23 protein-coding genes and 2 tRNA genes are annotated in these 23,443 nt (G+C 73.6%); 14 read left to right on the top strand and 11 right to left on the bottom strand.

Annotated elements, in window-relative coordinates:
- Position 1 precedes the first annotated feature (1 nt).
- Complete coding sequence (locus PP1_RS11880; RefSeq protein ID WP_010229467.1) at positions 2-259, top strand: hypothetical protein; 258 nt, start codon at positions 2-4, stop codon at positions 257-259.
- 211 nt (positions 260-470) lie between these two features.
- Here PP1_RS11880 and PP1_RS11875 read toward each other — a convergent pair whose 3' ends face one another.
- Positions 471-887, bottom strand: coding sequence for a VOC family protein (locus PP1_RS11875; protein ID WP_010229470.1), 417 nt, complete (start codon positions 885-887; stop codon positions 471-473).
- A 76-nt stretch (positions 888-963) separates the two neighbouring features.
- On the opposite strand from PP1_RS11875, the gene PP1_RS11870 reads away from it, so the two are divergent.
- A complete protein-coding gene (locus tag PP1_RS11870) occupies positions 964-1,572 on the top strand; it encodes a TetR/AcrR family transcriptional regulator (protein WP_249265933.1) in 609 nt (202 codons plus the stop codon).
- A 16-nt stretch (positions 1,573-1,588) separates the two neighbouring features.
- Here the strand turns inward: PP1_RS11870 and PP1_RS11865 are convergent, their stop codons facing one another.
- Positions 1,589-2,920 (bottom strand): ABC1 kinase family protein, encoded by a 1,332-nt coding sequence (locus PP1_RS11865; RefSeq protein WP_010229474.1) that lies wholly within the window; start codon positions 2,918-2,920, stop codon positions 1,589-1,591.
- Positions 2,917-3,876, bottom strand: coding sequence for a hypothetical protein (locus PP1_RS11860; RefSeq protein WP_075313985.1), 960 nt, complete (start codon positions 3,874-3,876; stop codon positions 2,917-2,919). The genes PP1_RS11865 and PP1_RS11860 overlap by 4 nt, the downstream gene beginning before the upstream one ends.
- A gap of 163 nt (positions 3,877-4,039) precedes the next feature.
- Between PP1_RS11860 and PP1_RS11855 the strand changes: the two genes are divergently transcribed.
- Positions 4,040-4,642, top strand: a complete 603-nt coding sequence (locus tag PP1_RS11855; protein WP_050802207.1) for a M48 family metallopeptidase — start codon at positions 4,040-4,042, stop codon at positions 4,640-4,642.
- 24 nt (positions 4,643-4,666) lie between these two features.
- Here the strand turns inward: PP1_RS11855 and PP1_RS11850 are convergent, their stop codons facing one another.
- Both PP1_RS11850 and PP1_RS11845 read right to left on the bottom strand, forming a co-directional pair.
- Entirely contained in the window at positions 4,667-6,229 is a 1,563-nt protein-coding gene (locus tag PP1_RS11850; RefSeq protein WP_010225065.1) for a zinc-dependent metalloprotease, read from the bottom strand.
- Between the two features lie 75 nt (positions 6,230-6,304).
- Positions 6,305-7,309 carry a YlbL family protein gene (locus PP1_RS11845; RefSeq protein WP_010225067.1) on the bottom strand — a complete coding sequence of 335 codons (1,005 nt, stop codon included), beginning with the start codon at positions 7,307-7,309 and terminating at the stop codon, positions 6,305-6,307.
- Between the two features lie 277 nt (positions 7,310-7,586).
- On the opposite strand from PP1_RS11845, the gene PP1_RS11840 reads away from it, so the two are divergent.
- The 3 genes from PP1_RS11840 to PP1_RS11830 all read left to right on the top strand — a co-directional run bounded on the left by PP1_RS11840 (position 7,587) and on the right by PP1_RS11830 (position 10,972).
- A complete protein-coding gene (locus tag PP1_RS11840) occupies positions 7,587-10,496 on the top strand; it encodes a UPF0182 family protein (protein WP_033198767.1) in 2,910 nt (969 codons plus the stop codon).
- A gap of 94 nt (positions 10,497-10,590) precedes the next feature.
- Positions 10,591-10,667, top strand: a tRNA-Met gene (locus PP1_RS11835).
- A 231-nt stretch (positions 10,668-10,898) separates the two neighbouring features.
- Positions 10,899-10,972 (top strand) — tRNA-Met (locus PP1_RS11830).
- Between the two features lie 72 nt (positions 10,973-11,044).
- Here the strand turns inward: PP1_RS11830 and PP1_RS11825 are convergent.
- Positions 11,045-11,650, bottom strand: coding sequence for a class I SAM-dependent methyltransferase (locus PP1_RS11825; protein ID WP_010225070.1), 606 nt, complete (start codon positions 11,648-11,650; stop codon positions 11,045-11,047).
- 33 nt (positions 11,651-11,683) lie between these two features.
- On the opposite strand from PP1_RS11825, the gene PP1_RS11820 reads away from it, so the two are divergent.
- Positions 11,684-11,899, top strand: coding sequence for an RNA-binding S4 domain-containing protein (locus PP1_RS11820; RefSeq protein WP_010225072.1), 216 nt, complete (start codon positions 11,684-11,686; stop codon positions 11,897-11,899).
- A 7-nt stretch (positions 11,900-11,906) separates the two neighbouring features.
- Here PP1_RS11820 and PP1_RS11815 read toward each other — a convergent pair whose 3' ends face one another.
- Both PP1_RS11815 and PP1_RS11810 read right to left on the bottom strand, forming a co-directional pair.
- Positions 11,907-13,979 carry an acyltransferase family protein gene (locus PP1_RS11815; RefSeq protein WP_010225074.1) on the bottom strand — a complete coding sequence of 691 codons (2,073 nt, stop codon included), beginning with the start codon at positions 13,977-13,979 and terminating at the stop codon, positions 11,907-11,909.
- A 123-nt stretch (positions 13,980-14,102) separates the two neighbouring features.
- Positions 14,103-14,882 (bottom strand): transglycosylase SLT domain-containing protein, encoded by a 780-nt coding sequence (locus tag PP1_RS11810; RefSeq protein WP_010225076.1) that lies wholly within the window; start codon positions 14,880-14,882, stop codon positions 14,103-14,105.
- A gap of 492 nt (positions 14,883-15,374) precedes the next feature.
- Here PP1_RS11810 and soxR point away from each other — a divergent pair, with 492 nt between their 5' ends.
- Entirely contained in the window at positions 15,375-15,845 is a 471-nt protein-coding gene (gene soxR, locus PP1_RS11805) for a redox-sensitive transcriptional activator SoxR (RefSeq protein ID WP_029239221.1), read from the top strand.
- Between the two features lie 52 nt (positions 15,846-15,897).
- Positions 15,898-16,656, top strand: a complete 759-nt coding sequence (locus tag PP1_RS11800; protein ID WP_010225086.1) for a tyrosine-protein phosphatase — start codon at positions 15,898-15,900, stop codon at positions 16,654-16,656.
- Here the strand turns inward: PP1_RS11800 and PP1_RS11795 are convergent, their stop codons facing one another.
- Together PP1_RS11795 and PP1_RS11790 are read right to left on the bottom strand one after the other, a co-directional pair.
- Entirely contained in the window at positions 16,657-17,049 is a 393-nt protein-coding gene (locus PP1_RS11795; protein WP_010225087.1) for a hypothetical protein, read from the bottom strand.
- Positions 17,046-17,294: a hypothetical protein gene (locus tag PP1_RS11790; protein ID WP_010225088.1), complete on the bottom strand. Its 249-nt coding sequence runs from the start codon at positions 17,292-17,294 to the stop codon at positions 17,046-17,048. Before PP1_RS11790 ends, PP1_RS11795 begins: the two co-directional genes overlap by 4 nt.
- Positions 17,295-17,417: 123 nt before the next feature.
- Between PP1_RS11790 and PP1_RS11785 the strand changes: the two genes are divergently transcribed.
- The 5 genes from PP1_RS11785 (at position 17,418) to PP1_RS11765 (ending at position 22,230) form a co-directional block, all read left to right on the top strand.
- Positions 17,418-18,590 carry an acyl-CoA dehydrogenase family protein gene (locus tag PP1_RS11785; RefSeq protein WP_010225091.1) on the top strand — a complete coding sequence of 391 codons (1,173 nt, stop codon included), beginning with the start codon at positions 17,418-17,420 and terminating at the stop codon, positions 18,588-18,590.
- An 11-nt stretch (positions 18,591-18,601) separates the two neighbouring features.
- Complete coding sequence (locus PP1_RS11780) at positions 18,602-19,642, top strand: acyl-CoA dehydrogenase family protein (protein WP_010225093.1); 1,041 nt, start codon at positions 18,602-18,604, stop codon at positions 19,640-19,642.
- A gap of 132 nt (positions 19,643-19,774) precedes the next feature.
- A complete protein-coding gene (locus tag PP1_RS11775) occupies positions 19,775-20,284 on the top strand; it encodes a PadR family transcriptional regulator (protein WP_010225095.1) in 510 nt (169 codons plus the stop codon).
- A 66-nt stretch (positions 20,285-20,350) separates the two neighbouring features.
- Positions 20,351-21,457, top strand: coding sequence for a peptide chain release factor 2 (prfB, locus tag PP1_RS11770; protein ID WP_010225097.1), 1,107 nt, complete (start codon positions 20,351-20,353; stop codon positions 21,455-21,457).
- Positions 21,454-22,230 carry a hypothetical protein gene (locus tag PP1_RS11765; RefSeq protein WP_075313988.1) on the top strand — a complete coding sequence of 259 codons (777 nt, stop codon included), beginning with the start codon at positions 21,454-21,456 and terminating at the stop codon, positions 22,228-22,230. Before prfB ends, PP1_RS11765 begins: the two co-directional genes overlap by 4 nt.
- Here PP1_RS11765 and PP1_RS11760 read toward each other — a convergent pair.
- Positions 22,217-23,443 (bottom strand): multidrug effflux MFS transporter, encoded by a 1,227-nt coding sequence (locus PP1_RS11760; RefSeq protein WP_010237307.1) that lies wholly within the window; start codon positions 23,441-23,443, stop codon positions 22,217-22,219. The genes PP1_RS11765 and PP1_RS11760 overlap by 14 nt on opposite strands.

The raw sequence follows: 23,443 nt of genomic DNA, 5'->3' as shown, positions 1-23,443 counted from the left end.
CATGAACGACCTGACCACGGTGCCGAGCGCACCGATCCAGCACCCGATCGTCCACCGCGATGTCACCACCCATCTCGTGAACCAGGAGAACGCGATGACGCTCATCCAGGAAGCCCTGGCGAGATCCCATCAGCAGGAGGCGCAACGGGTGGCCGAACAGCATCGGCTCGCCCGCCGGCTCACCGCAGGCCGTGGCTGGGCCCGGCTCGCGTCCTGGGCCGCGGCCCGGGCCGAGCGGGCGCGCCACCGCGCCGGCTGAGCCGCGCTTTCAGCACCGCCGGCTGAGCCGCGCGTCGATCACAGGTGCCCCGTCCGGATCCGTCCGGGCGGGGCACCGCCGCGTCTGCACCACGTCCACCCACCGGTTCTGACCAGGTGGTCCGGAGTCCCCTTTGCTCTGCTCACCTCGGCGCGCCGGGGCCGGGGCCGGGCCGGGGCCGCGCCCCCGGAGCCGCGGGTGTGCACCGGCGTCAGTCCGTTGCCGTTCCGGTGAAGGCGGCGGCGAACTCCGCCGACGGCGGGATCTCGGTGATCACGTCGACCAGGACCCCGTCGGGCCCGGCCAGGATGAAGTGGCGCTGCCCGAAGTCCTCGTCCCGCAGCTCCAGGGCGACCGGCAGCCCGGCGCGGACGGCGAGGCGATCCCATTCGGCGTCGACGTCGTCGACCTCCAGGTTCACCAGCACCCCGGTCGCGGAGCGTCCGCGGAAGTCCGCGGGGATCGTCGGGTGGTCGCGGTGCAGGAGCGCGAGCTCGTGGCCCTCCCGGCTCAGGCTGACGTACCACCCGGCGTCGAAGACGATCTCGAAGCCGAGCGGGCCGGTCCAGAACGCGCGGGCGGTGGCGACGTCGTCGGTGGCGAGCACCGGGTAGCAGCTGGTCAGCATGACCTCTCCTCGAGTTCACATACTCACGGTATGCGAAAAGGTACTGGCGTACCCTCGGTACGTCAATCGAGGATCCGTGAACCGGAGGTGTGTGGTGGGGGTGCGGGCCGAGCAGCGTGCACGGACGCGTGACGCTCTGCTCGATGAGGCGGAGCGGCTGTTCGCCCGGGAGGGCTACGGCGCCGTCGGGCTTCCGGCGGTCGTGGCGGGCGCCGGGGTGACCAAGGGCGCGCTCTACCACCAGTTCGACGGCAAGGCCGCCCTGTTCGGGGCGGTGCTGGAACGGGTGCAGGCCCGGGTCGCCGAGCGCGTGGTGGAGGCGGCGCGGGCCGAGCAGGACCCGTGGGACCGGCTCGTCGCCGGGTGCCGGGCCTTCCTCGATGCCAGCACCGCGCCGGGCACCGCGCGCGTGATGCTGGTCGACGGGCCCGCCGTGCTCGGCTGGCCCGCCTGGCGGGAGATCGACGAGCGCACGTCCGGCCGGCACCTCGCCGAGGCGCTGGCCGGGCTGGTCGGGCTCGGCGAGCTGGAACCGCAGCCGGTGGAGCCGCTGGCCCGCCTGCTGTCGGGGGCGATGAACGAGCTCGCGATGTGGCTGGCCGGGCCGGGCACGAGCGCCGCCGACCGGGCCGCCGCGCGGGCGGCCCTGGAACGGACCCTCGACGGCCTGCGCCGGCGCGGGTGAGGTGCGCCCCGGCGGTTCAGCCCGTCGGGGCGTCCGGCCGGAACATCTCCGGCTGCCACTCGGCGACGATCTCGCGCAGCCGCACCCGGGTGTCGAGCTGGCAGAGGATGCCCAGCGTCCCCATCGTCACCCGGTGGACCAGGAGGAACCGCGGCGGCAGGTTGAGCGCCCGGCCGATGGCGGCGTCCGGGCTGCGCAGGTCGCCGACCCGCTCGGCCTGACGCTGGATCCAGCGGCGGCTGAAGTGGAACTCCTCCGTCTCCAGCGGCTCGGTGAAGGGCGCCAGGTAGTCGAGGACCTGCTGCTGGTCGATCCGGGCACCGCTGCGGACGAAACCCGCCGACCGCATCAGCGCCATCAGGTCGCCGTCCCGGCCCTCCAGGGCGTACTTGGTCATCGCGACCAGCTCGGGCGGCATGCCGTCGGGCATCCGGGCGACCGCGCCGAAGTCGAGGACGAGCAGCCTGCCGTCGTCGAGGATGCCGAAGTTGCCCGGGTGCGGGTCGGCGTGCAGCAGGTGCGCCCGGTCCGGCGCGGAGTAGTGGAACCGGGCCAGCCGGCCGCCGGCGTGGTCACGCTCCTCGACCGAGCCCTCGCGGATGACCGACGCCAGCGGACGGCCCTGCACCCACTCGGTGATGACGGCCTTCGGTGCCGAGCCGACGACCCGGGGGATCTTCACCTCGGGGTCGTCCTCGTAGATCGCGGCGAACTCCCGCTGGTAGGTCGCCTCGTCGCGGTAGTCGAGCTCCTCCTCCATCCGGCTGCGGAGCTCCTCGACGAGCGGCTTGATCTCCATCCCGGGTACCAGCGGCTGGAGGATGCGGCTCATCCGGCCGAGCTGGCGCAGGTCCGAGCGGAGTGCCTCCTCCGCGCCCGGGTACTGCACCTTGACGGCGACCTCGCGGCCGTCGCGCTTCCAGACCGCGCGGTGCACCTGCCCGATGCTGGCCGAGGCGGCCGGGTCCTCGTCGAACTCCGAGAAGCGGGACCGCCAGGACCGGCCGAACTGCTGGGTCAGCATGTAGTCGACGTCGTCCATCGGCATCGGCGGGGCGGCGGCCTGCAGCTTCGTCAGCGCCTCGCGGTACGGCTCGGCGTACTCGTCCGGGATGGCGGCCTCGAACACGGACAGTGCCTGCCCGAACTTCATCGCGCCGCCCTTGAGCTCACCGAGGACGGCGAACAGCTGCTCGGCGCTCTTCGCGGCGAGCTGGGCGGAGATCTCGTCGCGGTCGCCACCGGTGAGCCGGCGCCCGAAGCCGGCGGCCGCCCGGCCGGCGACGCCGAGCGGCAGGCCGGCGAGCTTGACGGTCCGTGCGGCCGTGCGTCGGGGAATGTCGCTCACACCATGATTGTCCACCCCACGGCGGGGGGTTCGCACGCCGCGGTGGTGCCGCCGCACGGGCAGTCCGGCTGCCGATGGAGCGCACGGGCGGTGATCGCCGCCGTGGCGGGGTCGATCTCGAGCTCGGCGGCCCACGACGCCGGCGGCGCACCGCCGAGCAGCGGACCGTCCAGCGCGGCCAGCACCTGCCCGACGGCCAGCGCCCCCGTCGCGGCGACGACGTGCGGCTCGGCCGTCCGCGGGCCGGGACCGGGGACGCCTGCGGCCGCGCCCGCGCAGCGCAGGCAGGGCCCGCGGCCGGGCAGCACCAGCGGCCCGACGACGCCGTGGCCGTCGCGGAGCGTGACGACGAGGTGTTCGACGGCGCCGTCCGGCCCGGGCTCCGGCGCGCCCGCCAGCACGACGAGGTCCGGCGGCACCCGGCCCGGCGGCCCGGTACGCACCCCCGCCGTCCGGAGCAGGTCGTGCAGCGCCTCGTCGCGCGCCCGGCCGAGATCGGCCCGGGGCAACCCGGCTGCGGCGTCATCCGGCCCGACCGGGCCCGTCACCCGTGGATGCACCTGCCCGATCCCGGTCGCGGCCAGCCCGGCGACGACGGCGACCGCCGTCGCCGAGTCCCCGCGGACCTCGACCAGCGTGGTCCCGCGGTGCCGCCGGACACGGTCGGCGGCATCGGGGTCGGCCAGGAGCCCGGCCCGCCACAGCACACCGAGCAGCCCTGCCAGCGCGCTGCGGTGCGGGCCCGGCGGTGCACCGGCCAGCAGGTCGCCGGTGGCGCAGGGACCGTCCGCGAGCCGGTCGAGCGCGGCGACGGCGGCGGGGGAGAGGTCGTCGAGGACGCGGCCGCGGGCACCGGAGCCGATCCGTCGGGTACGTGGGCCGGTCGCGACCGCCCCGAGGTGCGGCGCGAGGACGAGCCTCCCGGGCAGGCCGGGTGATCCGGGCGGTGCGGTCATCGCGTCACGGTGACGCATCCGGCGAGCGCCCGGACGGGATCCACACGGAGGTTCGCAGGAGCAACGGTGGTGCGCGGGAGCCACCGGCGGCGCCGTGACCGGCGGGAGCGCCGCGCCCGACCGGCGGCTCACCCCGGTGGCTCCGGCGGCCTACCCTGGGGGCATGGCTAGCCCCCCGGTCGAGGTCCGTCGCAGTGCCCGCCGGAAGCGGATGGTCAGTGCGCGGCGCGAGGGCGACCGCGTCGTCGTGTTCATCCCCGGCTGGATGACGGCCGAGCAGGAACGCGACTGGGTCGCCGAGATGGTCAAGCGTATAGAGGCCAGCGAGGCCCGGCGCCGGTCGCCGGGCCGCAGCGGCGACGACGCGCTGATGACCCGGGGCCGGGAGCTGTCGAAGCGCTGGCTGGAGGGTCGCGCGGAACCGGTGTCGATCCGCTGGGTGCCGACGATGCGGACCCGGTGGGCGTCGTGCACGCCGGACGACCGCACGATCCGGGTCAGCGAGCGGCTCCGGGACGCGCCCGGCTGGGTCGTCGACTACGTCCTGGTGCACGAGCTCGCGCACCTGCTGTCCGCCGCGCACGACGACGTCTTCTGGTCCTGGGTGTACCGCTATCCCCGCACCGAGCGGGCCATCGGCTACCTCGAGGGCCTGAACGCGGCGGCGGCGCTGGGCATCAGCGGGGTGGACGGCGATCCCGCCACCGAGGACGAGGCGCCCGCCCCGGAGATCCCGGACGACCAGGTCGCGGCGACCGGGAGCTGACCGGGAGCCGCCGGCCGGGCGGGGTCAGGACTCGCGACGGCCCTCGCCGGGGCCGTCGGCGTCCGGGTCCTCGGAGCCCGGTGCGCCGGTGTCGTCGCCCCGGGCGCCGGACTCCTTCTCGGCGTCGGCGGCCATCTGCCGCTCCAGCTCGGCGATCGGGTCGTCCGGGACGCCCTCGCCGGAGGTGCCACGGACGAACGCGGCCGGGTCGTCCAGGTCGTCTGCGGACGGGATCAGGTCCGGGTGCGCCCACACGGCGTCCCGGCCCTCGGTGCCCCGCTCCTCGGAGAGGAGCTTCCACAGCTCGGCGGCGGCGCGCAGCCGCCGCGGCCGCAGCTCCAGCCCGACGATCGTGGCGAACGCCTGCTCGGCGGGCCCGCCGGACGCGCGCCGGCGGCGCATCGTCTCGCGCATCGCCTCCGCGCCGGGCAGCCGGTCGGCCAGCGCCTCGGCGACGACGGCGTCCACCCAGCCCTCGATGAGCGCGAGCAGCGTCTCCAGGCGGGCCAGCGCGGCCTTCTGCTCCGGGGTGTCCTCCGGCTCGAACATGCCGGACTGCATGGCCTCCTGGATCGACTCCGGGTTCGACGGGTCGATGCCGCGGGCCAGCTCCTCGATCCGGGAGGTGTCGACGGTGATGCCGCGCGCGTAGTCCTCCACCGCGCCGAGCAGCCGCTCCCGCAGCCAGTGCACGTGGGTGAACAGTCGCTGGTGTGCCGCCTCGCGGGCGGCCAGGTACAGCGTGACCTCGCCGGCCGGGCGGTCGAGGCCCTCGGTGAACCGCGCGATCGCCTCGGGCAGCAGCGCCGTCGTGCGCTCCGGGCCGACCGGGATGCCGAGCTCGGTGGAGGTCAGCACCTCCTTGCCGAGCTGGGCCAGCCCCTGCCCGAGCTGGCTGCCGAACGCCATGCCGCCCATCTGCCCGAGCATGCCGAGCATCGGACCGGCCGCGTTGCGCACCTCGTCGGGCAGCCCCTCGACCCACGCCGACGACAGCCGGTTGGCGACCGGGTCGCACAGCCGCTTCCAGGTCGGCATCCCGGCGCGCACCCAGTCGCTGGGCGTCCACGCCTTCACCTCGCCGCCCGCGGACGGGAACGACGTCGCCGGGTCCAGCCACAGCTCGGCGAGCCGGACCGCCTCGGAGACGGCGCGGCGCTGGTCGTCGGTGAGCGACGACGTCGTCTGCGCGAGCTGCTGGGTCGCCAGCTGGGCGGCGAGGTCGTAGTTGACCGGGCCGCCGTCGCCGGAGCCGGTGCCGGCGTGACTGAGCATCTGGCCGAGCTGGGACAGCATCTGCCCGAGCTGGCTCATGTCGAACTGGCCGCCGGCCCCGCCCGGCATCCCGGGCATGCCCGGCATCCCGGGCATGCCGAACGCCGCGAACGGGTTCTGCTGGCCCCCGGACTGTCCGCCCGCCGGGTCGGACGACTGCGGGTGCGAGCCGAAGCCGAACGGATCCTGCGGGCCGTCGGGCTCGCCGCCGCGGCCACCGTCCTGACCGCCCGTACCGTCGCCCGGGCCGGACGCGTCGTCCTTGTCGCGGTCGCGGTCGGCGGGGCCGAATCCGAACGGGATGTCACTCATGCGCCCTACCGTACGCGGGTCGGCGGACCCGATGCCGCTGGTCGCGGGCGAGTTCGCCACGGGCGGAGACGGGAACTAGGAGCAGCCCTGCGGCGTTCCGCCGTCGTTCAGGGTCTCCAGCGCGCCGACGGCTTCGTCGAGGGTCCCGACCCTCACGAGCTGCAGGTCGTCGGGCCCCTCGGCGGCCGCCTCCGCACAGTTCGCGGCCGGCACCAGGAAGGTCTGCGCACCGACCTCCTGCGCCTTGATCATCTTGAACCGGATGCCGCTGATCGGGCCGACCCGGCCCTCCGCGTCGATGGTGCCGGTGCCGGCCACGAACCGGCCGCCGGTGAGCGGGCCGGGGGTCAGCTTGTCGACGAGGGCGAGGCTGAACATCAGCCCGGCGGAGGGGCCCCCGACGTCGCCGAGGGTGATCGAGAGCCGCTGGCCCTCCGCGGGCGACGTGGCCGGGGTGATCCCGAGGAAGGCCCGGGCCGGGTCCTCGGGATGGGCCGACGGCGTCACCGTCACGTCGCGCGGGGCCGCGCGCCCGCGCACGACCGACAGGGTCACGGGCTCACCGGGCCGGGCCGCACCGAGTGCGTCGAGCAGCGCCTGCACCGACGGGATCGGCGTCCCGGACACCGCGCGGATCTCGTCGCCGGCCTCCAACACCCCGGACGACGGCGACCCGTCGGTCAGCGCACCGACCGTCACCCGGGTCGGCAGGCCGAGATGGGTCAGCGCGGCGGCCTCGGCGTTCGCGATCGACCCGTCGAACTCCTGCTGATTCTGTGCCGTGACCTGCTCGGTGCTCTCGCCGGGCGGGTAGAGCGACGACCGCGGGGCCAGCCGGTAGGTGCCCGACGCCCACATCCCGAGCGCGGTCATCGTCGAGATGCCGTCGGTGACGCCGACGGTGGTCATGTTGAGGTGGCCCTCGGTGGGGTAGGTCGGCAGCCCCTGGGCGGACACGACGGGTGTGCCGTTGGCGTCGCCGAGGGTGTCGAAGGTCGGGCCGGGCCCGAGCGCCACGACGGGGGCGGGCACCACCGAGCCGACGACGGTGAGTCCCAGCAGCACCAGCAGTGCCGTCACCCACGTCGAAGATCGAACGCCCACGCGCGGCACCCTACGGTCGGGAGCGCCGTCCGGCGCGGGCGACCCCGGCCCGGGCCTGCATCGACGCCGTCCGCGAGGGACGTGGCCGTCTGCCCGATATGTCGTTTCCAGCACGAAAACGACCGACACGCCGGGGCTCAACCGGGAACTCACGCGCGCTCCGTAGAGTTGGACGCGGAGAACCGCGCCGTCGCTCCCCGCCGGCCGTGTCTTCCGAGTCGTCACCGAGCTGTGGAGCGTGCCCGTGTCGTCCATGCGGCCCCCTGTGGGAGCGCCGTCGTTGACCCGCCGAACCCGGATCCTGCTGGTCGCCGCGGGCGTCCTCGTAGTGCTTCTGCTCGGCGGTTCGCGGCTGCTGAACTTCTATGTCGACTACCTGTGGTTCGGGGAGGTCGGGTTCCGGAGCGTGCAGCTCACCCGGCTGTTCACCCAGATCGTCCTGTTCGGCGTCGTCGGTCTCGTCGTCGGCGGCCTCGTCGCCCTGACGCTGTGGCTGGCCTACCGGTACCGGCCGGTCTTCGTGCCGGTCTCCGGTCCGGAGGACCCGGTCGCCCGCTACCGGACGACGATCATCCAGCGGCTGCGGCTGTTCGCCGTCGGCGTGCCCGTGGTGATCGGCGTCGTGGCGGGCCTCGCGGCGCCCGTGCAGTGGCAGACCGTGCAGATGTTCCTGTACGGGACGCCGTTCGGGCAGGCCGATCCCGAGTTCGGCAACGACATCTCGTTCTACGCCTTCACCCTGCCGTTCCTGCGCATGGCGCTGAACTGGCTGTTCGTCGCCGTCGCGATCTGCTTCGTGCTGGCGCTGGTCACGCACTACGTGTTCGGCGGCATCCGGCTGTCCGGCCGCTCCGGGTTCGTCTCCACCGCGGCACGGGCCCAGCTGGCCGTCCTCGCCGGTGTGTTCGTGCTGCTCAAGGCGGTCGCCTACTGGTTCGACCGGTACGACCTGCTCTGGTCGAACCGCAACTCCCAGACGTTCTTCGGGGCCACGTACACCGACCTCAACGCGGTGCTCCCGGCGAAGCTGATCCTGCTGATCATCGCGGTGATCTGTGCGCTGGCGTTCTTCGTCGCCGCGTTCCGGCAGAACCTGCAGATCCCGGCGGTCGCCGTCGTGATGCTGGTGATCTCGTCGATCCTGGTCGGCACCGCGTTCCCGCTGGTCCTGCAGCAGTTCGTCGTCGCCCCGAACGCCAACGAGCGCGAGGCGCCGTCGATCGAGCGGAACATCGAGGCCACCCGGAACGCGTTCGGCATCGGGCCGGACAAGGTCGACATCCAGCCCTACGCCGGGGAGTCCGAGGCGACGCCCGCGCAGGTCCGCCAGGACACCGACACCGTCGAGAACATCCGGCTGCTCGACCCGGGCAAGCTGAACCGCACGTTCACCCAGCTGCAGCAGCGCCGGAACTTCTACGGCTTCGCGCCGAACCTCGACATCGACCGGTACACGGTCGGCGGCGAGACCCGCGACTACGTCGTGGCGGCCCGCGAGATGGACGCGAACGCCCTGGTCGGCAACCAGCAGGACTGGATCAACCGGCACCTCGTCTACACGCACGGCAACGGCTTCGTCTCGGCGCCGGCGAACCAGGTCAACGCGGCCCTGGAGGACACGGGCGGCCAGGGCGGCCTGCCGCTGTTCAGCGTCAGCGACACCCAGACCGAGGGCCGGATCCCGGTCGACCAGCCGCGCATCTACTACGGCGAGCTGCTCGACAACCAGTACTCGATCGTCGGCGCCGAGCAGGGCACCGCACCGCGCGAGTACGACTCCGACGAGGCGCAGTACACCTACACCGGTGCGGGCGGCGTCCCGATCGGCGGGATCTTCGACCGGGCGGTGTTCGCACTGGCCTACGGCGAGCGGAACATCCTGTTCAACAGCTCGATCAACGACCAGTCGAAGATCATGTACGTCCGGAACCCGCGGGACCGCGTCCAGGCCGTGGCGCCGTGGCTGAAGCTGGACAACGACCCGTACCCGGCCGTCGTCGACGGCCGGATCCAGTGGATCGTCGACGGATACACCACGCTGCAGGACTACCCGTACGCCGAGCGCGTCCAGCTGGGCGACGCGACGTCCGACTCGCGGATCGGCCCGGGCGGCCAGCAGCTGCCGAACGAGACGGTCAGCTACCTGCGGAACTCGGTGAAGGCCACGGTCGACGCCTACGACGGCACCGTGAAGCTCTACGCCTTCGACGAGCAGGACCCGGTCCTGCAGACCTGGCAGAAGGCGTTCCCCGGCACCGTCGAGCCGCGGTCGGCGATCACCCCGGACCTGCAGGCGCACCTGCGGTACCCGGAGGACCAGTTCAAGGTCCAGCGTGAGCTGCTGACCCGCTACCACGTCGACAACCCTGGCGAGTTCTTCTCGACGGTCTCGTTCTGGGACGTCCCGTCCGACCCGACCGTGCAGGGCGGCGGCAACGGTGGCGCGCAGGACGCGCAACCGCCGTACTACCTCTACGCGGGGCTGCCCGGTCAGGACGGCGCGTCGTTCCAGCTCACCAGCGCGCTGGTGAGCCTGCGACGGCAGTTCCTGGCGTCCTACGTCTCCGCCAGCTCGGATCCGGACACCTACGGCCAGATCACCGTGCTCCAGCTGCCGAACGAGACACAGACGCTCGGCCCGCAGCAGGTCCAGGCGCAGTTCCTCGGGTCGCCCGAGGTCTCGCAGGAGCTGAACCTGCTCCGGCAGAACCAGACCACGATCGACTACGGCAACCTGCTCACCCTCCCGGTGGCCGGTGGCCTGCTCTACGTCGAGCCGGTCTACATCGAGCGGGCCGGGCAGGACTCGTCCTACCCGCAGCTGGCCCGCGTGCTGGTGAGTTACGGCGGCCGGGTCGGCTACGACGCCAGCCTGTCCGCCGCACTGGACCAGGTGTTCGGTGCCGGTGCCGGTGCGGGCGCCGGTGGTGCGGCGGCCACACCGGGCCAGCCGGCTCCGCAGACGCCGGCACAGGGTGCGACGCCCGGTACTCCCGCCACCCCGGGAGCGCCGAACGCGGCCCAGGCCGGTGCGGCGCAGGAGATCCGCACGGCGCTGAACGAGCTCAAGGCGGCCCAGCAGAGCGGTGACTTCGCCAAGCAGGGCGAGGCACTGGCCGAGCTCGACCGCGCGGTGTCGGCGTTCCAGAACGCCGGCGGCTGACCGGTCCGGTTCCGGCACCCCCCTCGCGGGGTGCCGGAACCGCCGGGGTACTGTGGTGACACAACACAGACGGAACCGCTGAGGTTCCGGACGGCGCGGGGTGGAGCAGCTCGGTAGCTCGCTGGGCTCATAACCCAGAGGTCGCAGGTTCGAATCCTGCCCCCGCTACCACGCAGACGATGGCCCCCGGGAGATCCCGGGGGCCATCGTCGTGTCCGGCCCCGGTCGTGCCCGGGCGGACCTCGCCGAGATGCAGCCGAGCGTTCTCCGGAGATCGACGATTCGCGCTGAGCCGCATCTCGGCGGGGTGCGCCGGCCCGGAGGGGGTGCCTGCGGGGGCGTTCGGGGGCCGGGGTAGAGTTGTTCCTACAACACAGACGGAGCCGCCGAGGTTCCGGACGGCGCGGGGTGGAGCAGCTCGGTAGCTCGCTGGGCTCATAACCCAGAGGTCGCAGGTTCGAATCCTGCCCCCGCTACTACGCAGGCGAAGGGCCCCGGGAGATCCCGGGGCCCTTCGTCGTGTGTGCGGGCCGGATCGGCCGTGGCGCTCATGCCTCGCGCGGCGCGACCTCCAGCACCCGGTAGCCCTTGTCCGAGACCAGCCGGGTCGTCGGGAACCCCTGCTCGGCCTCCAGCCACCGGTGCAGCGAGTCCGAGCCGAGGTTCTTCGCGACCACGAGGTACGCGCGGCCGCCCGGCATCAGCCGTGGCAGCCACCGCAGCAGCAGCTCGTGCAGGGCCGGCTTCCCCGAGCGGATCGGCGGGTTCGAGTAGATGCCGGCGAACGACAGGTCGCCGGGGACGTCGTCGGGCACGCAGGCCGTCACGTTCCCCAGCCCCGCGGCGCCCGCATTGGCCCGTGTGAGGCCCAGCGCGCGCTCGTTGAGGTCCACGGCCCACACCGGAAGCCTGCGGCGCCGTGCGGCGATCGTGAGGGCGACGGGGCCGTACCCGCACCCGACGTCCAGCAGCGGTCCGCGGACCGCGGGCATGGGGGCCGCGTCGAGCAGCACCTTCGTCCCCCGGTCGATGCGGCCGTGCGAGAACACGCCGGTGTCGGTCGACAGTTCGAGATCGACACCGGCGGTGTGCAGCCGGACCGAACCGGGACGGCTCGCGACGGACGGCGTGGCGCTGAAGTAGTGGTCACCCACGCCGCAGGATGCTACGGCGCGCAGAATGGGCCCATGACCACCCCGCAGGACGTGCCGATCCGTGAGGAGCCGATCCGCATCGGGCAGTTCCTCAAGCTCGCGAACCTGGCCGAGGACGGCGGGCACGCGCGCGAGCTGCTCGAGGCCGGCCTCGTCACCGTGAACGGCGAACCCGAGTACCGGCGCGGCGCGCAGTTGCAGCGCGGCGACGTCGTCTCCGTCGACGGGCACCGCGCACGGCCGTCCTAGCCGCGAGTCACCAGCCCAGCCTGCTCTCGAAGTGGTCGGCGAACACCGGGGCCATCGTCTCGGCGTAGGTCGCCGTCAGGTGGTTGTCGTCCATGTAGACCAGCACGTTGCCGATCTCGGCGGGACACCGGTCCTGCTCGCAGATCGCGGGAGCGGTGTCGATGAAGGACACGTTCGGCGGGACGTCCGGCAGCGCGGCGTAGGGCGGCAGCGTCGGGTAGACGTCGTGCCGGTCGAGGGCGCAGCCCTCCGCGTGCCGGCCCTGGGTGCTGATGCACTCCGGGACGAAGAACGGCGGGCGCGGGTTGTCCCGGACCGCGACGACCGGCACCCCGGCGTCGTGCATCCGCCACCAGGCGTCGACGAACCCGTGCGGCGTCGACTCGGTGAGCCCCGGGCGGACGTCGCGGGTGGCCAGCGTCAGCAGGGCGTCCGGCCTCAGCTCCGCCGTCTCCGCGGCGGCCGCGGCGTTGAAGGCGGTGCAGCCCTCGTCCGCGGGGTCGGTCTCGGAGCCGGTCGAGAACGGGCAGGCCCCGCGGAACATCCCGATGATCTCCCAGTGCCGCTGTGCGGCGACCGGCATCAGCGAGGCCACGTACTGCTGGATGTGCGAGTCGCCGATCACCACGATCCGGCGCTCGGGGGGTGCGTCACCGGGCGGCGGGATCGTGCAGAACTGCATCTCGACGCCGTCGCGCTGGAGCGGGCCGCAGTCCCAGGTGCCGCGGTGGTAGCTCCAGTCGTCCGGGGCGCCGACCAGCGACGGTGCGAGGTCGACCTCGGCGGCCGGGGCGGTGGCGGGATCGGTGTCGGCCAGGCCGGCGTACTCGAAGCCCGGAGCGAGTGCGGCCGCCCCGGGATGGGTGGGCGAGCCCGCCTCCACCTGCACCGACGCCCGCGCGGTGGCGACGCCGAACCAGCCGGCCGCACCGACCAGCACGACCAGCGCCAGCGCCAGGCCGGTGCGCAGCGAGTGCCGGACGTCGAGGGCCGCGATCGGCCGCTCGACGAACCGGTGCGTGAGCCAGGCCAGCACGAACGACACACCGATCACGACGGCCCCGGCACCGAGCGAGAGCCGCTCGTCGCCGGTGTACACCAGCGCCAGCACCAGGATCGGCCAGTGCCACAGGTACAGCGGGAACGACAGGTCCCCGATCGAGCGCAGCAGCGGGCCGGCCAGGAGGCGGTCGGCGCCCAGCGGGTGCCCCGACCGTCCGGCGACGATCACCAGCGCGGCCGCGACCGTGGGCCAGAGCGCGGCCCAGCCGGGGAACGCCCGGTCGACCTGCAGCAGCACCCCGCACGACACGAGCGCCAGGACGCCGAGCCAGCCCAGCGCCATCCGGGCCCCGGCGGTGAGCTCGGGACGCCCCTCGATCCGGGAGATCCACAGCGCGAGCAGGCCGCCGAGCGCGAACTCCCACACCCGGGTCAGGGAGTGGAAGTAGGCGAGCGGCTGGTTCACCACGGTCAGGTACACCGAGTACGCCAGCGACGCGCCGCCGACCACCAGCAACGTGCCGGTGAGCCGGGTGTGCAGGTCCGCGCGGTCCCGCTGCGAGGCGATCACGACGCCGGCCACGAGCAGCGGTGCGACCAGGTAGAACTGCCCCTGGATCGACAGCGACCAGAAGTGCTGGACGATGCTCGCGGCGTCGTTGCGGGCCGCGTAGTCGACCGCGTTCGCGGCCAGTTCCCAGTTCTGGACGAACAGCAGCGAGGCGACGGTCTCGCGGACCGTCGGGATCCACCGGCTCTCCGGCAGCAGGAACGCGCCCGCCGCGATCCCCGCGGCGAGTACCACGGTGATCGCGGGCAGCAGCCGGGAGAGCTGGCGTTTCCAGGTGGCCAGGACGTCGACCCCGCCGCGCAGGCCCGCCCGGTACAGCCCGCCGACGATCAGGAAGCCCGTGATCAGGAAGAACACGTCGACGCCACCGGAGACCCGGCCGACCCACACGTGGTAGACGACCACCAGCACCACCGCGAGTGCCCGCAGGCCCTGCAGTTCGGGCCGGAAGCGGGACCGCGTGGCCGTCTCGGTACGGGCGGGACCGGCTCCACCGGGGGACGTCACGAGCTACGCGCTCCTCTCGGGCAGGAAAGTAAAGGCCGATATTACTTTCCCGGCTGTACCACGACGACGGCGGCCGGCAGGTTCACCTGCCGACCGCCGTCGCCGTGTCGTGGATGACCGGAGTCAGTATCCGATGTAGCCGCCGTGCGAGCCGGTCCGGCCCCCGGCGTCGAGGGTGTCCAGGCCGTAGCGGTCGATCATGTAGCGGACGCCCGCGGTGATGTTCGCGACCGGGTCGGTGACCGAGCGGTCGGCGAAGTCGGGGTGCACGTACGCCTCGAAGGTCGAGGGGATGACCTGCATCAGGCCCTCGGACGGGTTGCCCGCCAGCGCGTTCGAGTCCCAGTTGTTGATGGCGTCGGGGTTGCCGTTGGACTCCTTGAGGATGATCTGCTTCAGCCCCGTCGCGTACGACTGGGACATCCCCATGTGGTCGAGGGCCTCGGCGATCCAGCTGTCGAGGCCGCCCTTCGAGATGAGCTTCTCGATCTCGGCGCGCTCGGCCTTCTTCTTCGCCTCGGCCTCGGCCGCCTTGCGGTGCTCCTCGGCGATCTTCCCGGCGATCTCGTGGGCCTTGCCCAGCGAGGCCAGGTCGGCGTCGTCGGCGGGGGCCGCGGCCTGGAGGGCGCCCGTGGCGGCACCGGAGTGCTCGAAGGACACCGGGCTGAAGTAGCCCGACGGGCTGCCGTCGACCGCGGGGGCCGACGACGGGATGCCGGTCTCGAAGGCGGCCAGTGTGGTCGGCTGGGTGGTCTCCTCGGCGTCGGCCGCGGTGTTCGTCCCGTCCAGCGTGGTCGGGACGACGGCGGCGAATGCGCCGGAGGCGAGGACGCCGAAGGTCGCGCCGGCCGCCGCGGTGCGGGTTCCGGCGCGCCGCGCGGCACTGCCGCGGGCGCCGTCCACGGCGTGCGCCGTCGGACGGGTGGTTCGGGCAGCGGCCTTCGCTGCGGGTGCGGTCGCCACGGGTCGGGGGAACACGCGGCGGCCACCGGGGGAGCGGTGTCCTGACAAGGGTATGGCCCTTTCGCGATCAACGGACGGCTCCGGTACGAGCGGCCGGGTCGGGGGTCCCGGGCGAGCCGGTCGGGGATTCCGGCTCCTGGCCCGCTCGTGATCGGGCCGTGATGACTTGTGAAGCACCGTAGAGGGCCCCACCGGACGGGTCCAGCCCCGGGGGTGTCGGTCGGCGCGCGGCAGGCACCGCTCACCGAGAAATCGATCTTGAAGGGCCGGGGAGGCAACCCGATCAACGGCTGATCCACAACGGCGGACGGCGGTCGCCGCAGGTGGCGGACCCGCGACGAACGGCTGATACTGAAGCGAGCTTCAGTGTCGGAGGACGGCCGCCGGGACGTCCGGCGGCGCCGCGACGGGGCCGGAGAGGTGGCGGAGGGGATGGAGTCGAGCGATCTCCTGACGATCGGCGAGATCGTCGAGCGGAGCGGGTTCCCGCACTCCGCGCTGCGCTACTACGAACGCGAGGGCCTGATCTCGGCGAGCCGGACCTCCGGCGGGCAGCGCCGCTACCGGCGCAGCGTGCTCCGCAGGCTGGCGTTCGTCCGGGCGGCCCGGTCGATCGGCGTCGGGCTCGACGAGGTGCGGTCGGCGCTCGACGCGCTGCCCGCCGAGCGGACGCCCACCAAGCACGACTGGTCGCGGTTGTCCCGGGCCTGGCGCAGTCGCCTCGATGAGCAGATCGAGGCCCTGACGGCGCTGCGCGACGGGCTCGACGGCTGCATCGGCTGCGGCTGCCTGTCCATGACGTCGTGCCGGCTGGTCAACCCCGGCGACGCGGCCTCGGTCCAGGGCGACGGCGCCCGTCGCCTGCCCCCGGCCCTGCGCAGACCTCCGGTGCACACCCGGTGAATCTCGTCGCGGCCGGTCCGGTCACCGGGCGGAGCGACCTAGGCTGACGGGCGTGACGGATCTCGTGCCGGACCGCTGGTTGACCTTCGACGGCCTCGCCAATGCCCGGGACGTGGGTGGGCTCCCGCTGGACGGCGGTGGCCGGGTGCGGTCCGGGGTCCTGCTCCGGACCGAGTCCCTGGAAGGACTCAGCGAGGCCGACGTCGCCCGCCTCACCGGCGAGTACGGCGTCGTCCAGGTACTGGACCTGCGCAAGGACGAGGAGCTCCTCGTCTTCGGGGCGGGCGCGCTCGCGGGTGCGGGGGTGGAGGTGCACCGGCTGAGTTTCATCCCCGAGACCGGCCGCGGGCTCCCCGAGCTCGGCGACGACGCCGACCCGATGGTCGCCAACTACCTCGCGTACCTGGGCGACCGCGCGGCCAACGTGGTGTCGGGGGTCCGCCGGGTCGCCGAGCGGGAGGCCGGCGCGACCGTCGTGCACTGCGCGGCGGGCAAGGACCGCACCGGGGTGCTGGTCGCGCTGATCGCCTCGGCGGTCGGGGTCGCCCGCGCCGACGTGGTGGCCGACTACGTGCTCTCGGCGACCCGGATCGACGCCCTGTTCCGGCGCTGGACCTCCGTCAGTGGTGAGGAGATGCCGCCGGCCGACGAGCTGGACCGGCACCGGCCCCGGCCCGAGGTGATGGAGACGTTCCTGCGGATGCTCGACGAGCGCCACGGCGGCCCCGTCGCCTGGCTGCAGGCGCACGGTCTCACCGACGGCGAGCTGACCCGCCTTCGTTCCCGCCTGCGTGACGAGAACGGGGCTTGATCAGGGAAGTTCCTCGATCGGCACCATCGGGTCGAGCTTGCGCAGGGTGCCCGGGTCGCCGGTCACCGCGGGCCAGCCCCGGCGCCGTGCGGTCGTGACGACCTGGCCGGTGACGATGTCGTCGAGACCCTGCGAGGCGAGCAGCAGCCCGGCCTCCTGGGCGCCCTCGGGCGACAGTTCCTGGATGACCGTGTTCGGCAGGCCGAGCAGCACCTGGAGTGCTGCGTGGTGCTCGGGCTCGACCATCGACCAGGCGCGGCCGAGGGCGGCGCTGGGCACCGCGAGCACGATGTGCTCCTCCACCGCGGCCCAGACCAGGGCGCGCATGTAGACGGGGCGGCCGGTGGCGAACGCCGCCAGGGCCGAGGAGTCGAGGACCCGCCCGCCGATCATCGTGCGCCGACGGCCACGGGCGTGCCCGGGCGCAGGGAGCGCCGGGCCGCGTCCAGCTCGTCGGCCGGGGGTGGGCCGCCGTAGAGGTCGGCCAGTGCGGACAGGGAACGGTCCCTGTCCTGTCTGGCCTGGACGGCCTCCGCCACATAGGCGGACAGGCTCGCCGCCGATCCGCGGGACACCGCGTCCCGTGCTTCCGCTACCAGCTCGGCCGGCAGCGTCACCGTGACTCGCTCGCTGCGCATACCCGAATGCTACTCCCTGCATACCGGTCCGGCCACGCGCCACGCCGGGTAGGCAGGTTACCGGCCAGTATGCAAGGCTGCGGAGAGGGACAGTGCCGACCTCACGCAGAACGGGTGCAACGCATGGACCTGACCTTCACCGCGGCCGAGGAGGAGTTCCGTTCGGAGCTGCGCTCCTGGCTCTCGGCGAACATCCCGCAGGAATGGACCCGGTCCGGGTTCTGGGAGTCCCTCGACGACGACGAGAGCTTCCGGCTGCGCCGTGACTGGGAACGCGACAAGGCCGACGCGGGCTTCGCCGGCATCCAGTGGCCCACCGAGTACGGCGGCCGCGGCGGGACGCCCGGCATGAAGGCCATCTACGACGAGGAGATGGTCCGCGCCCACGCACCGCGCACCGTCAACCCGCTGGGCCTGACCTTCCTCGCGCCGACCGTCATGGCGATCGGCACCGACGCGCAGAAGAAGGAGATCATCGGCCCGCTGCTGCGCAACGAGGTCGTGTGGTGCCAGGGCTTCTCCGAGCCCGGCGCCGGGTCCGACCTCGCGGCGCTGTCCACCAAGGGCGTCCGCGACGGCGACGACTTCGTCGTCAACGGGCAGAAGGTGTGGACGACCAACGCCGTGCACGGCGACAAGATCTTCACCATGGTGCGCACCGAGGCCGGCTCGGAGAAGCACCGCGGCATCTCGATGCTGCTGATCGACATGGACCAGCCGGGCGTGACCGCCCGCCCGCTGCGCCAGATGAGCGGCGCCAGCGAGTTCGGCGAGGTGTTCTTCGACGACGCCCGGGTGGCGGCCGCCGACTGTCTCGGCGAGATCGGCGACGGCTGGCGCACGGCGATGCTGCTGCTGTCGTTCGAGCGCGGGGCGTCGGGCATCTCGCAGTACACCGAGTTCCGCAGGCAGTACGACGAGATCGCCGCCGTCGCCCGCACGCTCGGCCGCGACACGGACCCGGTCGTCCGCGACGACCTCGCACGCGTCCTCACCGAGCTGGAGTGCCTGAAGCTCCACTCGATGCACGTGCTCACGCAGGTCGAGCAGGGCCGTGACCTCGGGTTCGAGGCGTCGATGACCAAGTTGCAGTGGTCGGAGGCGTTCCAGGACCTCTGGGAGGTCTACGACCGGATCCTCGGCGAGCACGCGACGCTCGACACCCTGCCGGACGGCACCGACCTGCGGCCGCTGCACGGCCAGGCGATGTGGTCCCGGTCGGTCACCATCTGGGGCGGCTCGTCCCAGGTCCAGCGCAACATCACCGCCGAGCGCGTGCTCGGCCTGCCGCGGTAGGGGGCACCGGCATGTTCTTCGCACTCACCGAGGACCAGCAGGAGTTCGGCAAGGCCGTCCGCGACTACCTGGCCGAGCGGTTCGACCTGGCCGCCGTCCGGGAGGTCGTCGAGGGCGGCGTGGCCGACGGCAACCCGGCGTCGCTGTGGGCGGCCGCCGGCGAGCAGGGCTGGCTCGCCGTCACCGTCGGCGAGGAGCACGACGGGCTCGGGCTCGGCCTGGTCGAGGCCCAGGTCATCGCCCGTGCGCTCGGCGCAGGCGTCGCGCCGGGGCCGTGGCGGGGCACCGTGCTCGCCGCCGAGGCGATCCGGCTCGCCGGGTCCGACGAGCAGCGCCGCGCCTGGCTACCGAAGCTCGCGGCGGGCGAGGCGGTCGGCGCCGTCTCCCACCGCGGGGACGTCGCCGGCGGGCTGCCCGCCGTCGAGTACGGGGCCGAGGCCGACGTCGTCGTCGGGCCGTCCGATCCGGACCTGGCCGGCCTGTCCCTGCTGACCGGCGCGACCGCGACGCCGGTGGGCAGCTACGACGGCACCACCCGGCTCGCGTCGTTGTCCGGCGGGACCGCCGAGGCGCTGCCCGGCGCGACGGTCGAGCTGCAGAAGCAGCTGACCGACCGGGCCACCGTGCTGGTCGCCGCCGATCTCGTCGGGATCGCCCGGGAGGCGCTGACCCGCACGGTCGCCTACGACCGCGACCGCGAGCAGTTCGGCGTGCCGGTCGGGTCGTTCCAGGCGATCAAGCACGCGCTGGCCGACCTGCACGTCGGCGTGACGATGGCCGAGCACGCGTCGCTCTACGCGGCACACGCGGCCGACAGCGCCGCGGCGGGCGTGCTGGACCCCGCCGAGGCCGATCTCGCGGTCTCCGTCGCGAAGGCGAAGACGAGCGAGGTGGCGCTGCAGGCGACCGCGGCGATGATCCAGTACCACGGCGGCATCGGCTACACCTGGGAGCACGAGGCGCACTTCTTCTACAAGCGCGCCAAGCGGCTCGCCGGGCAGTACGGCGACGTCGCCGTCCACCGCGAGCGGATCGCGACGCTGACGGTCTGAGCGCAGGCGGCGTCCGGCGGCGCGGCCCGGGGGGTCCGAACTGCGCACAGTGGATCCCCCGGACGCCGCGTGCCCTGCACAGATGTGCTGAGTGGACTCGCGCGCGGGGCCCGCGCGTGGGACCGTCGCACGATGGCCCCCGTCACAGCGGTCAACGCGACCGCCGCCGCCCTGCTCGGCCTCCTCCACGGTGGCCCGATGACCGGCGGGCAGCTCGTCGCGGCCGCCGGCGAGCGTTTCGGGCTGTACTTCTCGGTCACCCGCAGCCAGGTCTACCGGGAGCTCCCCGTGCTCACCGAGGAGGGCCTGCTCCGGCTGGGCAAGCAGGGGCCGCGGGCCAGCCAGCAGTACGTCATCACGGCGGCGGGCAAGCGGGCGTTCAAGGGCTGGCTCGCGTCCGGCGGCGAGGCCGACGCGGTGCGCAGCCCGATGGTGCTGCGCCTGCTGCACGCCGGGTCGCTGACGGTGAAGCAGCGCACCGAGCTCCTGCGGTCGGCCCGGGAGGCCTACACCGAGCGCCTGGCCGAGGCGCGCGCCGCCGCCCGCGCGACCGACGACCCCTACGAACGTCCGGTCGCCGACTTCGCCGTCGCGCACACCCGGGCGATGATCAAGCTGATCGACGCCGTCCCGGTGGACTGAGGCCCCGGTGCGGGTCGGCGGGGGAGCCGCCGGGTGCGCGTCACACCCCGCGTACCCTCGGTCGACGTGAACCCCGACGTCCAGGCCGACCTGAAGGACCTCGACACCACGCTGTCCAGCATCGAGGCCGTCGCCGACGTGCCCCGGCTGCGCCAGGAGATCGAGGAGCTCTCCGAGCAGGCGGGCCGGCCGGACCTCTGGGACGACGTCGAGGCGGCCCAGAAGATCACCAGCCGGCTCGCGTACGCGCAGGGTGACCTGCGCCGGCTCGACGACCTGCGCCGCAGGCTCGACGACCTCCCGGTGCTCTACGAGCTCGCCGAGGACGAGGGCGACCAGGCCGCCGTCGCCGACGCCGACGCCGACCGCGCCCGGCTGCGCAGCGAGATCGCGTCGCTCGAGGTCCGGACCCTGCTGTCCGGCGAGTACGACGAGCGCGAGGCGCTGGTGACCATCCGCTCGGAGGCCGGGGGCATCGACGCCGCCGACTTCGCCGAGATGCTGCTGCGCATGTACCTGCGCTGGGCCGAGCGGCACGGCTACGGCACCGACGTCTTCGAGACGTCCTACGCCGAGGAGGCCGGCATCAAGTCGGCCACCTTCGCCGTCCACGCGCCGTACGCGTTCGGCACGCTCTCGGTCGAGGCGGGCACCCACCGGCTCGTGCGGATCTCGCCGTTCGACAACCAGGGCCGCCGCCAGACGTCGTTCGCCGGGGTCGAGGTGGCGCCCGTCGTGGAGTCGTCCGACCACGTCGAGATCGACGAGAAGGACCTGCGCGTCGACGTGTTCCGCGCGTCGGGGCCGGGCGGCCAGGGCGTCAACACGACGGACTCGGCGGTCCGGCTGACCCACATCCCCACCGGGATCGTGGTGGCCTGCCAGAACGAGCGCTCGCAGCTGCAGAACAAGGCGTCCGCGATGGTCGTGCTGCAGGCCAAGCTGCTGGACCGGCGGCGGCAGGAGGAGCGCGAGCTCATGGACTCCTTCAAGGACTCCGGCTCGTCCTGGGGCAACCAGATGCGCAACTACGTCCTGCACCCGTACCAGCTGGTGAAGGACCTCCGCACCGAGCACGAGGAGGGCAACCCCTCCCAGGTGCTCGACGGCGAGATCGACGACTTCATCGAGGCCGGGATCCGCTGGCGCCGCCAGCAGGCCGACGAGGCGTGACGGGCGTGACCGCGCGGCGCGGCCGTGGACGGCCGCTCGCCGCCCTGCTCGGGTTCGTCCTGGCACTGTCACTGGCACTGACCGCGTGCACCGGTGGCGGTCCCACCGCGCCCGGACCGTCCGCGGCACCCGCGCCGTCCCCGCAGGACACCGTGACGGCGGCGGCGCGGGCGCTCGCCGACGCCGGCTCGGCCCGGGCCACCGTCGGGCTGGACGGGCCGACCGGGCCGTTGCGGGCCACCGGGCCCGCTCGCTTCGAGCCCTTCGCGGCCGACCTCACCGTCGATCTCGGCACCCGCGGGGCGCAGGTGCGGGTCCTCGGTGACGACGCCTGGGTGCGCTTCGGCGGATCGCCGGGCTGGCAGGCGCTGTCCACCGGCCTGCTCCCGGTCGGTGCCGTGACCGGGGCGCTGCACGCGACCGCGGGCCTGCGTGACGTCGTCGCGCAGCCCGGCACCGAGGACGTCGAGGGCGTGCCCGCGGTGCGCTACACCGGGACCGTCGACCTGGCCGCCGCCCGTGCCGCCGCTCCCGACCCGGCGGCGGCGACCCGGGTCGACGAGCTGTCCGGGCTGGTCTCGCCGACCCCGCGGTTCACCGCGTGGCTCGGGGCACCCGACGCGGCGCAGCCGGACCGCGGACGCCTGGTGCAGCTGCGCCTGGAGCCGGCCGGCCCGGCGTCCGGCGAGCAGAGCGCGAACGCCGCCGTACCCGGCGCCGTCACGCTCGGTTTCACCGAGCCGGGACTCCCGGTCGAGGTCACCGCGCCCTGACGGGGGCGCCGCGGGTCAGCGTCGCCAGCGCCGAGGCCGACAGGGCTGCGGCGACGAGCATGGCCACCGCCATCACCGTCGCGCTGGAGCCGACCAGTGGGGACACCAGGGCGCCCAGTCCGAACTGGGTGGCGCCGAGCAGCGCCGACCCGGTGCCCGCCCGGTCGCGGACCTCTCCGGACGCCAGTGCCGAGCTGTTGCCCAGCACGAAGCCCTGGGTGGTGAGGATCCCGAACAGCAGCACCAGGACCGGCCAGCGGGCCGCGCCCAGCAGCACCGTCACGGTGAGGGCGGCGCAGAGCACCACGAGCAGGCCGACGGCGGTGACCAGCTGGCGGCGCGGGGCGATCCGCGACGACAGCCGTCCGCTGACGATGCTGCCGGTGACCAGGCCCATCGCGTTGACCCCGAAGGCGATCGCGTACTGGGTGGTCGAGAGGCCGAGCGTCTGCTGCAGCACGAACGGCGAGCCGGAGATGTAGGCGAACATCATCGCGAAGGCGGTCGCGAACGCGAGGACGTAGCCGACGTAGCGGCGGCGGCGCAGCAGGGCGCGGACGTCGGAGAGGGTGCGCCGCAGCCCGCCTGCGCTGCGCGCCGTGACCGGCAGCGTCTCGCGCACGGCGAGCGCCGAGGACGCCAGCATCACCAGCGCCAGCGCGGCGAGCACCCCGAAGATGCCGCGCCAGCCGATCGGGCCGCCGAGCGAGCTCCCGAGCACCGGCGCCACCACCGGGGCGATGCCGTTGATCGCCATCATCAGCGAGAACAGCCGTGCGGTGCGGTCGCCGGAGGTCCGGTCGGAGATCATCGCCCGGCTGAGCACCACGCCCGCCGCACCGCCGAAGCCCTGCAGGAACCGGGCGGCGACGAGCACCGGGACCGAGGGCGCGAACGCCGCGGCGACGCTCGCCAGGAACAGCAGGACGGTGCCCGCCAGCACCAGCCGCCGCCGGCCCCAGCCGTCGGACAGCGGGCCGATGACCAGCTGGCCGGACGCGAGGCCGACGAGGAACGCCGTCAGCGTCAGCTGGGCGGCCGACGCCGACGCACCGAGGTCGGCCGCGACGTCCGGCAGGACCGGCAGGTACATGTCGGTGGCCAGCGGGGCCACGGCGGTGAGCAGGGCGAGCACGCAGATCCAGACACCGTCCGGGACGTGCCGGCCCCGCTCGGGTGCCGGGGAGGTCACGGCGTCGGTGTGGCCGGGCAT

The organism is Pseudonocardia sp. P1 (genome assembly GCF_000178675.2).
Classification (GTDB): domain Bacteria; phylum Actinomycetota; class Actinomycetes; order Mycobacteriales; family Pseudonocardiaceae; genus Pseudonocardia.
Note: the sequence above shows the minus strand (reverse complement) of the source record. Positions and strands in the feature narration are given on the sequence as shown.

Coding starts and splice junctions, on each gene's coding strand:
- PP1_RS11880 (WP_010229467.1), top strand. CDS start 2: ATGAACGACCTGACCACGGTGCCGAGCGCACCGATCCAGCACCCGATC.
- PP1_RS11875 (WP_010229470.1), bottom strand. CDS start 887: ATGCTGACCAGCTGCTACCCGGTGCTCGCCACCGACGACGTCGCCACC.
- PP1_RS11860 (WP_075313985.1), bottom strand. CDS start 3,876: ATGACCGCACCGCCCGGATCACCCGGCCTGCCCGGGAGGCTCGTCCTC.
- PP1_RS11855 (WP_050802207.1), top strand. CDS start 4,040: ATGGCTAGCCCCCCGGTCGAGGTCCGTCGCAGTGCCCGCCGGAAGCGG.
- PP1_RS11850 (WP_010225065.1), bottom strand. CDS start 6,229: ATGAGTGACATCCCGTTCGGATTCGGCCCCGCCGACCGCGACCGCGAC.
- PP1_RS11840 (WP_033198767.1), top strand. CDS start 7,587: ATGCGGCCCCCTGTGGGAGCGCCGTCGTTGACCCGCCGAACCCGGATC.
- PP1_RS11820 (WP_010225072.1), top strand. CDS start 11,684: ATGACCACCCCGCAGGACGTGCCGATCCGTGAGGAGCCGATCCGCATC.
- soxR (WP_029239221.1), top strand. CDS start 15,375: ATGGAGTCGAGCGATCTCCTGACGATCGGCGAGATCGTCGAGCGGAGC.
- PP1_RS11795 (WP_010225087.1), bottom strand. CDS start 17,049: ATGATCGGCGGGCGGGTCCTCGACTCCTCGGCCCTGGCGGCGTTCGCC.
- PP1_RS11790 (WP_010225088.1), bottom strand. CDS start 17,294: ATGCGCAGCGAGCGAGTCACGGTGACGCTGCCGGCCGAGCTGGTAGCG.
- PP1_RS11785 (WP_010225091.1), top strand. CDS start 17,418: ATGGACCTGACCTTCACCGCGGCCGAGGAGGAGTTCCGTTCGGAGCTG.
- PP1_RS11780 (WP_010225093.1), top strand. CDS start 18,602: ATGTTCTTCGCACTCACCGAGGACCAGCAGGAGTTCGGCAAGGCCGTC.
- PP1_RS11775 (WP_010225095.1), top strand. CDS start 19,775: ATGGCCCCCGTCACAGCGGTCAACGCGACCGCCGCCGCCCTGCTCGGC.
- PP1_RS11760 (WP_010237307.1), bottom strand. CDS start 23,443: ATGCCCGGCCACACCGACGCCGTGACCTCCCCGGCACCCGAGCGGGGC.